This window comes from Pedobacter sp. SAFR-022 (assembly GCF_051965375.1).
Taxonomy (GTDB): domain Bacteria; phylum Bacteroidota; class Bacteroidia; order Sphingobacteriales; family Sphingobacteriaceae; genus Pedobacter.
The window spans coordinates 1-12,705 of the sequence record NZ_JBQCME010000002.1; the positions used below are offsets into that span (position 1 = coordinate 1).

Here is a 12,705-nt window from a genome sequence, read left to right on the forward strand (position 1 = left end):
ACCCCGGAATACACCCATAATATCGAACGTACACAGCTATAAAGTAAAAATCAAATTGCAATCACTGTAAACATTATTCAGTAATAAAGTATTAATTGTAAACAACATACAGTAAACAGACTTTCCACTGTAAACAAATACCAGTATACTACAGTGGAAGACTGAAGCAGATCTGCCTGTAGGTTGGACGGTAGTTGAGACGTACTTGCCAGGGGCTTGCTTCGTACTTCGTACGTGTGAAGACGTAGGAAGTACCTGGCAAGCCCCTAACAACTTGGAAGCAGGTATGTCATAAATGGCCGATGAGCGGAAGGAATGTACAGGATCGGTAGGCTCGAGGATTGAACATAAAAAAAGCCCGAAACAATCGTTTCGGACTCAAAACATAGGTAGATGAAAACACTATGACTCATTAACCCTCAAATAGCGCATTTGTTTTCATGCCGCATCATTTATTTGACATTTACAAAAAAGCGGTATTTGCTGTAATCTGTTTAAGCAAATTGGGGCGGGCTTAAACTAATTGTTATATTTACTTCTATAAGATAAAACATGCAAACTGTTTTAAGATCTTATTGTTTTTTATTTTAAAGATATTTTATGGAAACCAGTAAAGTAAAAAGAATACATGATTTTGGTCAAAGCATCTGGCTTGACTTTATTGATAGAGATATCATAAAATCCGGTAGACTTAAAGAATTGATTGACAATGACGGCGTTAGGGGAGTAACCTCGAACCCTGCGATATTTGAAAAAGCTATCAGCAGTTCGTCTGATTATGATGCAGATATTTTGCGTATTGCGGAGCAAACGCAAGATTTTGAGGATGTATTTTATCAGCTCGCCATCAGCGACATTCAACAAGCTGCTGATGTTTTTAAACCATTATATAACCAGGAAGAAGTACGGGGCGCCGACGGCTATGTAAGCCTGGAAGTTTCGCCAAGGCTTGCTATGGACACGGAAGGCACCTTCCAGCAAGCTGTAGACCTTTGGAAGAAAGTTGCCCGTCAGAACGTAATGATTAAAATTCCTGGAACAGAGCCAGGCCTTGAGGCCATCCGCAGAGCAATTGCTGAAGGCATCAATATCAACGTGACCCTGCTGTTTGGCTTGGATCGTTACCGTGCAGTAGCTGAAGCCTACATCGCCGGATTAGAAGAGCGCCTGGAGAAAGATCAGCCGATTGCGGATATCGCATCTGTTGCGAGTTTCTTCCTAAGCCGTATCGACGTTATGGTTGATCCGGTTCTGGACGAAAAAGGATTAGGTGATCTTAAAGGTGAAGTTGCTATCGCTTCCGCGAAAAAAGCATACGAGATCTACCTTGAAGTTTTCAGCTCCGACAGGTGGAAAAAACTTGAAGCAGAAGGTGCTAAGCCACAACGTTTACTTTGGGCAAGTACCAGTAGCAAAAACCCGGCTTTCAAAGCAACGAAATATGTAGATGCTTTGATTGGCAAGAACACTGTAGACACGGTCCCAATGGAAACGCTGGAAGCATATCGTACAGAGGGTGAGCCAGCTGACCGCTTGACTGAAGATCTGGATAAAGCAACAGAAATCCTGGAGAAACTTAAGACTGCAGGCATCAACCTGGATGCGATTACCCAGAAATTGGAAGATGAAGGTGTAGAAAAATTTATCGCACCTTACGACAAGCTGTTAAAAGCAATTGAAGAGCAGACCAAGAAATAGTCCTCTATTCTAAATTGAAAAAGCCCTGTTCCATTCGGATCAGGGCTTTTTGCTTTATGGATGTTGATATAAACTTAGGCTTGTAAATCGGCCATTAAGGTGGCAATCTTTCCGCTTAATTGTGCTTCAACTTCTTTGTATTGTGCTTTATCGGCAAGCGGTGCATTTACACTGCAGTAAAACTTGATTTTAGGCTCTGTTCCTGAAGGTCTTGCAGAAACAATACTGCCGTCTTCAGTGATGAACTGCAACACGTCGGATTTTGGTAATTCCAAAGGTTTGGAAGTATTGTTGGTGAGATCGGTTTCTGTACGAAGCTCGTAATCTTTAAGTGTGGTAACCTTAGAGCCACCCAGCTGCGCAGGAGGGTTGTTTCTGAATTTCTCCATCATCGCTTTAATTTCTTCCGCACCGGACTTACCTTTCTTGGTTAATGATACCAACTCTTCTTTGTACACGCCATACTCCACGTACATGTCCAGTAGCGCATTGTATAAGCTTGTGCCTTTGTCTTTATAATAGGCGGTCATTTCTGCAATGAAAGCACAGGAAATGATCGCATCTTTATCTCTTACCAATTCACCAACAGAGTAGCCGTAGCTTTCTTCACCACCACCAATAAAGGTTTTCTTGCCTTGTAATTGGGTGATCAGCTGACCGATCCATTTAAATCCGGTTAAGGTGTTGTAGCAGGTTACATTTTTAGATGCGGCGATGGCGTCGATCAGGTTACTGGTTACGATGGTTTTCACAATGTATTGGTTACCATCCAGCTTTCCTTTTTCTTCCCAGGCATTTAGAAGGTAGTGAATCAGTAAACTTCCGGTTTGGTTACCGTTTAATAATACGAACTCACCATCATTGTTTTTAACAGCGATACCTACCCGGTCGGCATCAGGGTCGGTTGCAAGAACAAGGTCCGCATCTATTTCCTGCGCTTTTTGAAGCGCTAGGGTCATCGCTTCCTTCTCTTCGGGGTTCGGATAAACAACAGTAGGGAAGTTACCATCCGGTTCACTTTGTTCCTCAACAATGGTCACATTGGTAAAGCCAAACTGCGCAAGCGCTTTTGGTGCAAGTGTGATTCCTGTACCGTGGATTGGAGAATAAACGATCTTTAGATCATTCTGACGAAGGATTGCTTCTGGCGATACCGACAATTTGGTGATTTCATCCAGGTACAGCTTGTCAATACCGGTACCGATCTCTTCAATATTCTCCTCGATACGGTCGAATTTAACCTGACTGATGTCTGTAATGGCTGCAACTTCGTCCATCACGGCTTTATCATCGGGTGAGGTAAATTGTCCACCATCTTCGCCATAGGCTTTATATCCATTATATTCTTTAGGGTTATGCGATGCCGTAAGCATTACACCGCTTTTGCATTTCAGATGTCTGATGGCAAAAGAAAGTTCAGGTGTAGGTCTTAAAGCCTCAAAGAAAAACACATGGATACCGTTTGCAGAAAATACGTCTGCAGTAACTTTAGCAAATACATCGGAATTGTTGCGGCTATCATGCGCAATGGCAACGCGGATTTTCTCACCCGGGTATTTTTTTAGCAGGTAGTTGCTTAAGCCTTGTGTAGCCGTACCAATGGTGTATTTATTTATGCGGTTAGAACCTGCGCCCATGATACCGCGCAAGCCTCCGGTACCAAATTCAAGGTCACGGTAAAAGGCGTCGGTTAAAGCGGTGGTTTCATTCCTGTCCAGTAGATCCTGGATCTCTGCTTTAGTGGTTTCGTCATAATTACCGCTCAGCCATTTGTTTATGGTGTCTAATGTTGTTGGTTCTAGCTGCATTTCTATATTTCTTGTTGTTTTAAAATTTTTGTTATAACAGTTGTACTAATTTATGGTTTTGTAGATGCTCAAATTCGGGTCCATTACACATCGGCCAATTGATACCAGAAACCATTTTGTTTAGCGCTTTTAAATTATCGTGATTCCAAATATTATTTTGAAATGTGTTAAATGATCGTGCTTTTTTCTATTTTCACGCGTTCTTAGCACAATCTGGGAGTAAATTAATTAAAAGCTTTTGGTATTTCGTTGCTAATTAATGAACAAATTGGTATACAATCATTATTTAATCAAGATTTAATAATACACACACAAGGAAATGGTCCTGATCCTTCCATCTCCATTTGGAATGGTTAAGCTTTTGGAGCGCTTCGGCACATAATAAATTATATACAGATGAAAATACTAAAGTTTGGAGGAACTTCCGTAGGAAGCCCTGAGCGGATGACTAAATTGCTGGATATCATTAAACCGGCAGAAAAACAAATCGTAGTGTTATCAGCAGTGTCTGGTACAACAAATAGTCTAGTTGAAATATCTGCCAAACTTTTGAAGGATGATAAGCAGGGTGGCCTTACTTTGATTGATAACCTGAAGCAAAGCTATCATATCTTTGTTACTGAACTTTTGCCGGAAGGACCATACCGCCTGGAGGGTCAGGAGTTGATTGATTATCACTTCAACTTTCTTGCTGCATTGGCAAATGATCTTTTTACTTCTATTGAGGAGAAAGTAGTGCTTGCGCAAGGCGAATTGATCTCTACGACATTATTCCATATTTACCTAAAGTCTATTGGTGTAGCTTCGGTGCTTTTACCAGCACTAGACTTCATGAAGATCGATGAAGACAACGAACCGGATATTCCATTTATCTCCAGTCACCTGCAGCCGCTGATTGATGCGGCAGCTGACCAGACCCTGTTCATCACCCAAGGCTTTATTTGCAGAAATACCTTTGGTGAGGTGGATAACTTACGTCGTGGTGGAAGTGATTATACCGCTTCATTGATCGGTGCGGCGATACTGGCCGAAGAAGTTCAGATCTGGACAGACATCGATGGCATGCATAATAATGATCCAAGGATTGTTAAAGGGACTCGTCCAATTGCGAAGCTTTCCTTTGATGAAGCTGCCGAACTTGCTTATTTTGGGGCCAAGATTCTACACCCACAGTCCGTATTCCCTGCACAGCGTTACAAAATACCAGTACGTTTGCTGAATACCATGGAACCTCAAGCCTCTGGCACTTTAATATCCGCGGAAAGCGAACCTGGTAAAATCAAATCCATCGCCGCGAAAGATGGCATCACGGCCATCAAGATCCAATCCAGCAGAATGTTACTGGCTTATGGATTTTTAAGGAGGGTATTTGAGATTTTCGAAAGATATAAAACGCCGATCGATATGATCACAACTTCGGAAGTTGCGGTATCGTTAACCATTGATTTTACAGACAACCTGGACAAGATTATTGAAGAGCTGCATGACTTTGGTTCTGTCGAAGTGGATAAAGATCAATCCATTGTGTGTGTAGTAGGTGACTTTGGCCCGGAGAAACATGGTTTTGCGTCAAGGGTGCTGGATTCCTTGAAACATATTCCAATCCGGATGATCTCTTATGGTGGTAGTAATTACAACATTTCACTGTTGATCAACACACAAGATAAGACGGAAGCATTAAGGAGTTTACATAATCGCTTGTTCTAATAGAATATTGAAGTTCGGCTGCGGCGGCGTTCAAAGGCCTGCATAGCCGGACTTCAATGTTAACATCATTTTTTCCTCAGGTAGAGCAGGATGGCAATTACGACCAAAACAAGAATATAGGTGAACCGAAACCGCCTGTTATATTCCGCATGGGTGATGCGCTGCCTTTTAAGGTCAAAGTAGTTACCCATGTAAATCAGTGTCAGGCCTACCAAACAAAATACAATAAGATATTTCAAAATGAATTTTTCTGATAAAGATATAGCCCAGTTTGCAGAATTAGAAACGCCGTTCTATTATTACGATTTAAATCTGCTGCAGCAAACGCTTGATGCCTGTGCGAAACATGCAAATGCTTACAACTTCCACGTGCATTATGCGATGAAAGCGAACTTCAATCCCCGGGTAGTGAGCAAGATTAAGGACATGGCTTTCGGAGCAGATGCGGTAAGTGGGGGCGAGGTGCGGCAGGCGATTGAACTGGGCTTCCCGGCTTCAGAGATCGTGTTTGCTGGTGTAGGTAAGTCCGACAGGGAGATTAACTATGCCCTGGAGCAGGATATTTTCTGCTTCAATGTAGAGTCAATTCAGGAGCTTGAAGTGATCAATGAACTCGCGGGCAAAAAAGGTAAAGTTGCTAAAGTTGCGATCCGTATCAACCCTAATGTGGATGCACATACGCACCATAACATTACCACCGGTCTGGATGAAAACAAATTTGGCATCAACAGCTGGGATCTTCCCGACTGTGCAACGGTATTGAAAAACTCCGGGAACCTGGAATTTATCGGCATACATTTTCATATTGGCTCCCAGATTACAAACCTGGATGTTTACAAGAACCTTTGCTCGCGGGTGAATGAGTTTTCAACCTGGTTTTCCGAACGTGGGTTTAAGGTCAGGGTTTTAAATGTTGGTGGAGGCTTAGGAATTGACTATTATAACCCGGATCAGCAAATCCCTGATTTCGAGAATTATTTCAAGATCTTTAATGACTTCCTTGAAGTTGGACATGGCCAGGAAGTGCATTTCGAACTAGGTAGAGCATTGGTTGGGCAATCGTCTTCAGTAATCAGTCAGGTGTTGTATGTGAAGAATGGTAAAAAGAAGAACTTTATCGTGCTTGATGTCGGCATGACCGAACTGATGCGCCCGGCTTTGTACCAGGCATACCACAAAATAGAAAACATTTCTCGGGCACAGACAATAGCTGCCGCAACTAACACCGCGGAGGCGCTGACCAGGTATGATGTTGTTGGGCCGATTTGTGAAAGCACGGATTGTTTTGGCAAAGAGGTAGAGCTTCCGGAAACCTTCCGTGGAGATCTGATTGCCATTAGAAGTACTGGTGCATACGGTGAAGTGATGGCATCAAATTATAACCTGCGCGAGAATGTGCGCACGGCTTTCGGAGAATAGCTTTTTTTAATGCCAGCAAAAAGCCGCTGAAAGCATATACTTTCAGCGGCTTTTTATTTTGAAGCTCATGCAGCCTTGTAGTTGCTGAATAACTTGCCTGTTTACTCTTCTTCGAAAAAATCTTGCAGACCGCCCAGGTAGTGTTCCTGAATGCCTCCGGTGAAATCTTCGTAATCCTCGTCTGGAATGTTGGTCTGAACAAACTCCAGTGAGGTACCTTTTTTATCTGCATGTAGTTTTATGGTTACGATAGAAGGTTCATTTTCTTCGCCAAAGTACCACTGCTGTACAATTCTCTTGCCGTATTCAAATTCTATGTTCTTGCCTACAATGTCGCCATCCCAAAAGGAAAACTCTGTGCCTGGTTCTTCAGTAAATTCTACCTGAGCGCCAGTCCAGAGCTGTATGCTTTGTTCTTTGGTGAGTGCCAGGTAAACTTCTTCCGGTGGAGCCGGAAGGTATTCGTATTTCTTAAACGTTTTCATATGCTTTATTTGAAGGCATTGATGCCAGTGACATCCATACCGGTTATTAATAGGTGTATGTCGTGTGTACCTTCGTAGGTCACCACCGACTCCAGGTTCATCATGTGCCGCATAATGGAGAACTCGCCGGTGATGCCCATGCCGCCAAGCATCTGCCTGGCGTTTCTGGCGATGTTCAGCGCAATTTCTACACTGTTTCGTTTGCCCATGGAAATTTGTTCTGCGGTGGCACGACCATCATTCTTCAGCACACCCAGGCGCCATACCAGCAGTTGTGCTTTGGTAATTTCGGTGATCATCTCTGCAAGTTTCTTCTGCTGCAGCTGAAAACCACCGATGGGCTTGCCAAACTGAACCCGCTCTTTGGCATAACGGACTGCAGTATCGTAGCAGTCCATTGCTGCACCCAAGGCGCCCCAGGCAATGCCATAGCGAGCCTGGTTCAAACAGCCGAGAGGACCTTTTAGTCCGGATACGCCCGGCAGTATATTGTCTTTTGGAATCTTCACATTGTCGAACACCAGTTCGCCAGTTGCGGAAGCCCGTAAGCTCCACTTGTTGTGTGTTTCAGGAGTGCTGAAACCTTCCATACCGCGCTCTACAATCATACCGCGGATCTTGCCTTGTTCATCCTTCGCCCATACCACTGCAATGTCCGCAAAAGGGGCATTGGAGATCCACATCTTAGCACCATTCAGCAGGTAATGGTCGCCCATATCTTTGATGTTGCTGATCATGCCGCCAGGGTTAGATCCGTGATCGGGTTCGGTTAATCCAAAGCAGCCCATGATTTCGCCACTGGCTAATCTTGGCAGATACTTCTGCCGCTGCTCTTCGGAGCCATACGCAAAGATGGGATACATCACCAGCGAGCCTTGCACTGAAGCTGTAGAACGGATTCCAGAGTCTCCTCGTTCAATCTCCTGCATCAGGATGCCGTAGGAGATATAATCCAATCCCGCACCACCATACTCCAGCGGAATGGTAGGGCCGAAAGCACCAAGATCTGCCAGTCCGGCGATCAGCTGTTTCGGAAACTCAGCACGTTGGGCATAGTCTTCAATGATGGGACTTACAGCGCTTTTCACCCATTCGCGGGCAGTGGATCTGATCAGTTTGTGTTCGTCTGACAGCAGTTCGTCAAGGAGAAAATAGTCTGGTGACTCATATAGGTCTTGCTTTCCGGATCTGTTCATCATCATGCGGATATGGTTTTCGGCTGTGAATGTTCATTCAAATATATAACTTTACACTTCATATGCTGATACAAACGGTTGCTTTAAGAGATGTAAAATGTTTTGCTTACCACGGCTTTTATGCGGAGGAGCAGGTGCTCGGAACGCAGTTCCTGGTGAGTATAGAAGTTAAGTTTAAGCCAACCGGCGACACTGAAGATTTGCAACATACGGTGAATTACGAGGTGCTGAACAATATTATTCAGGAAAGCATGAAGCGCACGCAAAAGCTGCTCGAAACAGTGGTGCATGATATGCTTGAACAAGTGAAGGTGGCATTCCCCTTTGTGCTGAATGTAGTGGTGGGTATTAAAAAGCTACATCCGCCGATGCCCGGGCAGATTGACCATTCCTTTGTGCAACTGGAATATACCGCCGAGCAAAATTAATCAACCTGATCCAGCATCGTACTAAACTGAGAAAATGAACTTCAATAAAATTACCCCACAAATAGTAGATCTGATTAAGGAAGCTGTAGGCGCAGCCAATGTGTTCCTTGACGAGGAGTCGCTCGCTAACTATGCCCATGACGAAACAGAAGACCTGAAGTTTTACCCCGAGGTCGTGGTGAAGCCCCTGGACACCGCTGCGGTATCTGCCCTGCTAAAGGTTTGTAATGGACATCAGGTGCCGGTTACGCCAAGAGGAGGTGGAACAGGACTAAGTGGTGGTGCCTTACCTGTGCATGGCGGCGTTTTGCTTTCAATGGAGAAATTTAAGAAGGTTCTTGATATTGATACAGAAAACTTGCAGGCGACCGTAGAACCAGGTGTGATCACACAGGAGTTTATGGATGCCGTAGGAGAGTTTGGTTTGCGTTACCCGGTAGACCCATCTAGCAAAGGCAGCTGCTTCATTGGTGGAAATGTGGCACACGGTAGTGGCGGCCCACGTGTTGTGAAATATGGTACCATCCGTGAATATATACTGAACCTGGAAGTGGTGCTGCCCGACGGACAGATTATATGGACTGGTGCGAATACCCTGAAGTATGCATCTGGTTACAACCTGACGCAGCTGATGATTGGTTCTGAAGGTACTTTGGGTGTAGTAACCAAAATCGTGACGAAGTTAATTCCGGTTATAGGCCACAGTGTGTTGATGCTGGCATCATTTACGGAGAACGAAGCTGCCTGTGCTGCCGTGTCTGCGATCTTCCGCGCAGGCATGACCCCATCCGCGCTGGAATTTATGGAGCGAAAAGGGGTGGAATGGGTGATTAAATATGATAATATCCAGTTTGATCTTAAGGACGATGTAAACGCTTTTCTGATGCTGGAGTTTGATGGCGATGATATGGATACCATTTTTAAGGATTGTGAAAAGGCGAACTCCGTGCTGGAAGCTCAGGGTTGTGTAGAAGTGCTTTTCGCAGACACAGCCGCGCAAAAGGAAGAACTCTGGAAAATGCGGAGAGTGATGGCGGAGTCGGTTAAGTCAAACTCGGTTTACAAGGAGGAAGATACGGTAGTCCCAAGGGCAGCATTGCCAAAGTTGATCAGCGGGATCAAAGAGATTGGAGCAAAATATGGCTTTGACAGCGTTTGCTACGGGCATGCTGGCGATGGCAATCTGCATGTTAACATTATCAAAGCAGGCATGAGCGACGATGACTGGAAGAACAAACTTAAGTTTGGTATTACAGAGATCTTTGAACTTACTGCTGCTTTGGGCGGTACAATCTCGGGTGAGCACGGGATCGGGTTGGTGCAAAAGGAATTCATGCCGCTGAAGTATGCAGAAATCAATCTGAACCTGATGCGCGGTATTAAACAGATCTTCGATCCTAATGGTATCCTGAATCCAGGAAAGATCTTCTAAACCTCCGGGTTAACTTCAGCGCTGACCAGCTGTTCAAATAAAATCATTTTATTTCTTTCCCGCTCGGGAATAGGGGTGGCCTGCTTGCTTTGATTATCATAAGCAACGCAGGCCGTCATGCCTTTACTGCAAACAATTTCCTTCCCATCCTTTTTCTTTACGATCAGGTATTCCAGGTCGAAGCTACTTCGGCCAATCCTGGACGTGCGCACGTACATGTGAATCTGGTCCTCCGGAAAGATAGGGACGATATACTTCAGTGCGGCCTGTCCGATTACAACTCCTGTCTTTTTCCAGTCCCAATTGATAGCATGTTTCCAATACTTAACCCGTGCAATTTCCATGTAGGTGAAGTATACCGAATTGTTTACATGGCCCATCATATCAAAATCAGCAAAACGGGTTTCGATCACGGTCTTGTACTTATAACTGTCGATATCGTTGATGTGTTCGGTCGTTTTGTCTGATTCGTTTGATTTTGACTGCCACAATGTCTTTAAATTCATCATTTTCTGCTTTGGTATGGGAGTTGAATAATGGGAAATGTATTTAAAAATAAAAAAATTAATTAGAACAAGATATGACACTAGTAAATTTCAACAACAGAACCAGAAACAGCGCACCTTATTTCAACAATGTATTTGATTCATTGTTCAGTGAAGCATTAAACAAAAACTATAGCATCACTAAAATGCCCGCTGTAAACATCTCAGAAAATGCAGAAGCTTACGTGATTGAAGTTGCTGCTCCTGGGTTGAACAAAGAAGATTTTCAACTTAACGTGAAGAAAGACACTTTATCTTTATGGGTAGAGAAAAAAGCTGCTGAAGATGAAGTGAAGAGAGATTTCAGCCGCAGAGAGTTTGATTTCAGCTCTTTTGCCAGGTCCTTCATGTTACCTGAAAGCGTAGATGCAGAGAAGATTTCTGCTGAGTATACCAACGGGGTATTATACATCACCGTAGGTAAAAAAGATGAATCGCAGAATGCACCTAAAACCATTACTGTAGCTTAATTCTGGAATTAAGTAATTAAGGTTCAATTTTAGCGATAAAAAGAAAAGCCTGGCTGAATGGTTCAGCCGGGCTTTGTTTTTGAATAGCTTTATTGGAGATCTAAGATCTAGGTGTAACCCAGGATCTTCAATACTTGTTTACTGTTTTGTTCTTCACCAAACACCTCGAAGTTAAAGGTTTCATCGCGGTTACGACGAATGATCACGTGTTTAGGACTTGGCAATAAGCAATGGTGAATACCACCATAACCGCTTAATACTTCTTGGTAAGCACCAGTGTTGAAGAAGCCAAGGTACTGCACTTTACGTGTTTTCGGCATAAATACCGAGTTCATGTGTGCTTCCTGGTTATAGTAATCCTGGCCGTCGCAGGTAATACCACCAAGGTTTACGCGTTCATACTCTGCGTCCCAGTTGTTGATCGGCAACAAGATATATTTCTGGTTTAAAGCCCATACATCTGGTAGGTTGGTGATGAAAGAACCATCAAGCATTAACCATTTCTCACGGTCATTTTGTTGCTTGCGACCCAGTACTTTATACAAGATACCTGAAGCTTCTGCTACGGTATATTTACCAAATTCTGTAATGATATCAGGCTCCATTACGTCGTGTTCCGCACAGATTTCTTTAATACGTTTTACGATCTCATTTACCATGTATTCGTAATCGAAGTCGAATACCAGGGAGTCTTTGAATGGCATACCGCCACCAATATCCAAGGTGTCCAGCTCTGGATTGATCTTTTTAAACTTGCAGTATAAGGTTACATATTTCTCCAGTTCGTTCCAGTAGTACGGAGAGTCCGTGATACCAGAGTTGATGAAGAAGTGTAATAACTTAACCCTGAAGTTCGGGTTAGAAGAGATTTTGTTGTTGTAGAAGTCGATCACATCCTCCATACGTACACCCAAGCGGGAAGTATAGAACTGTGAATCTGGTTGCTCTTCCGCCGCAATGCGGATACCCAGGTTACAAGGTGATTCAAGCTCAACTTCATCATCGAAAAGGTTGAACTCTTCTTTGTTGTCCAAAACAGGAATAATGTTTTTGTAACCGTCGTGCAGCATATCGATGATATACTGTTTATATTGATACGTTTTGAAGCCGTTACAGATTACAGTGATATCTTTCGTTAGCACACCTTTTTTCTCCAAGGCTTCAATCATCGGCATATCAAAGGCCGAAGATGTTTCCAGGTGAATGTTGTTTTTCAAAGCTTCTTCTACGATGTGACGGAAGTGAGAGCTTTTGGTGCAATAACAGTATTTATAGTCGCCGCGGTAGTTATTATTGATAATTGCGGTTTGAAAAAGAATCTTGGCTTGCTGGATCTTTTTGCTGATCATTGGAAGATAAGTGAACCGTAGGGGAGTGCCGTAGGTTTCAATCATTTCCATCAAATTCAGATCCTGGAAATATAATTCGTCGTCTATAACGCTGTAGCCTTCTTGCGGAAAACCAACGCTTAGATCAAGAAATTCGGAGTAACTCTGCATTTTTTATATTTTTGAACG

The 12,705-nt window shown here is 43.5% G+C and carries 11 protein-coding genes; 6 read left to right on the top strand and 5 right to left on the bottom strand.

The features are described from left to right. Positions 1-600 precede the first annotated feature (600 nt). The gene (tal, locus tag ACTHQF_RS05810; RefSeq protein ID WP_440428992.1) at positions 601-1,698 is read left to right on the top strand and encodes a transaldolase; all 1,098 of its coding nucleotides are present in this window, start codon (positions 601-603) and stop codon (positions 1,696-1,698) included. Between the two features lie 74 nt (positions 1,699-1,772). Here tal and ACTHQF_RS05815 read toward each other — a convergent pair whose 3' ends face one another. Then, positions 1,773-3,506, bottom strand: coding sequence for a phospho-sugar mutase (locus ACTHQF_RS05815; RefSeq protein WP_440428994.1), 1,734 nt, complete (start codon positions 3,504-3,506; stop codon positions 1,773-1,775). A 396-nt stretch (positions 3,507-3,902) separates the two neighbouring features. Here ACTHQF_RS05815 and ACTHQF_RS05820 point away from each other — a divergent pair, with 396 nt between their 5' ends. Continuing rightward, positions 3,903-5,213, top strand: coding sequence for an aspartate kinase (locus ACTHQF_RS05820; protein WP_440428995.1), 1,311 nt, complete (start codon positions 3,903-3,905; stop codon positions 5,211-5,213). Positions 5,214-5,453: 240 nt separating this feature from the next. After that, positions 5,454-6,632 (top strand): diaminopimelate decarboxylase, encoded by a 1,179-nt coding sequence (gene lysA, locus ACTHQF_RS05825; protein WP_440428996.1) that lies wholly within the window; start codon positions 5,454-5,456, stop codon positions 6,630-6,632. 101 nt (positions 6,633-6,733) lie between these two features. On the opposite strand, the gene ACTHQF_RS05830 is transcribed toward lysA, so the two are convergent. Further along, positions 6,734-7,117, bottom strand: a complete 384-nt coding sequence (locus tag ACTHQF_RS05830) for an SRPBCC domain-containing protein (protein ID WP_440428997.1) — start codon at positions 7,115-7,117, stop codon at positions 6,734-6,736. Between the two features lie 5 nt (positions 7,118-7,122). Then, a complete protein-coding gene (locus ACTHQF_RS05835) occupies positions 7,123-8,313 on the bottom strand; it encodes an acyl-CoA dehydrogenase family protein (protein ID WP_440429627.1) in 1,191 nt (396 codons plus the stop codon). Between the two features lie 62 nt (positions 8,314-8,375). Between ACTHQF_RS05835 and folB the strand changes: the two genes are divergently transcribed. Further along, on the top strand, positions 8,376-8,741 hold the full coding sequence (gene folB / locus ACTHQF_RS05840; RefSeq protein WP_440428998.1) for a dihydroneopterin aldolase: 366 nt from the start codon (positions 8,376-8,378) through the stop codon (positions 8,739-8,741). A gap of 34 nt (positions 8,742-8,775) precedes the next feature. Beyond that, positions 8,776-10,173, top strand: a complete 1,398-nt coding sequence (locus tag ACTHQF_RS05845) for an FAD-binding oxidoreductase (protein ID WP_440428999.1) — start codon at positions 8,776-8,778, stop codon at positions 10,171-10,173. On the opposite strand, the gene ACTHQF_RS05850 is transcribed toward ACTHQF_RS05845, so the two are convergent. Further along, entirely contained in the window at positions 10,170-10,682 is a 513-nt protein-coding gene (locus ACTHQF_RS05850) for an acyl-CoA thioesterase (protein ID WP_440429001.1), read from the bottom strand. The genes ACTHQF_RS05845 and ACTHQF_RS05850 overlap by 4 nt on opposite strands. A 71-nt stretch (positions 10,683-10,753) precedes the next feature. Here ACTHQF_RS05850 and ACTHQF_RS05855 point away from each other — a divergent pair, with 71 nt between their 5' ends. Further along, the gene (locus tag ACTHQF_RS05855) at positions 10,754-11,188 is read left to right on the top strand and encodes an Hsp20/alpha crystallin family protein (RefSeq protein WP_440429002.1); all 435 of its coding nucleotides are present in this window, start codon (positions 10,754-10,756) and stop codon (positions 11,186-11,188) included. Positions 11,189-11,295: 107 nt separating this feature from the next. Here the strand turns inward: ACTHQF_RS05855 and ACTHQF_RS05860 are convergent, their stop codons facing one another. Continuing rightward, complete coding sequence (locus ACTHQF_RS05860; protein ID WP_188625920.1) at positions 11,296-12,687, bottom strand: arginine decarboxylase; 1,392 nt, start codon at positions 12,685-12,687, stop codon at positions 11,296-11,298. Positions 12,688-12,705: the final 18 nt, after the last annotated feature.

Coding starts and splice junctions, on each gene's coding strand:
- ACTHQF_RS05830 (WP_440428997.1), bottom strand. CDS start 7,117: ATGAAAACGTTTAAGAAATACGAATACCTTCCGGCTCCACCGGAAGAA.
- ACTHQF_RS05860 (WP_188625920.1), bottom strand. CDS start 12,687: ATGCAGAGTTACTCCGAATTTCTTGATCTAAGCGTTGGTTTTCCGCAA.
- ACTHQF_RS05850 (WP_440429001.1), bottom strand. CDS start 10,682: ATGATGAATTTAAAGACATTGTGGCAGTCAAAATCAAACGAATCAGAC.
- ACTHQF_RS05835 (WP_440429627.1), bottom strand. CDS start 8,313: ATGAACAGATCCGGAAAGCAAGACCTATATGAGTCACCAGACTATTTT.
- ACTHQF_RS05815 (WP_440428994.1), bottom strand. CDS start 3,506: ATGCAGCTAGAACCAACAACATTAGACACCATAAACAAATGGCTGAGC.
- ACTHQF_RS05820 (WP_440428995.1), top strand. CDS start 3,903: ATGAAAATACTAAAGTTTGGAGGAACTTCCGTAGGAAGCCCTGAGCGG.
- ACTHQF_RS05855 (WP_440429002.1), top strand. CDS start 10,754: ATGACACTAGTAAATTTCAACAACAGAACCAGAAACAGCGCACCTTAT.
- folB (WP_440428998.1), top strand. CDS start 8,376: ATGCTGATACAAACGGTTGCTTTAAGAGATGTAAAATGTTTTGCTTAC.
- lysA (WP_440428996.1), top strand. CDS start 5,454: ATGAATTTTTCTGATAAAGATATAGCCCAGTTTGCAGAATTAGAAACG.
- tal (WP_440428992.1), top strand. CDS start 601: ATGGAAACCAGTAAAGTAAAAAGAATACATGATTTTGGTCAAAGCATC.
- ACTHQF_RS05845 (WP_440428999.1), top strand. CDS start 8,776: ATGAACTTCAATAAAATTACCCCACAAATAGTAGATCTGATTAAGGAA.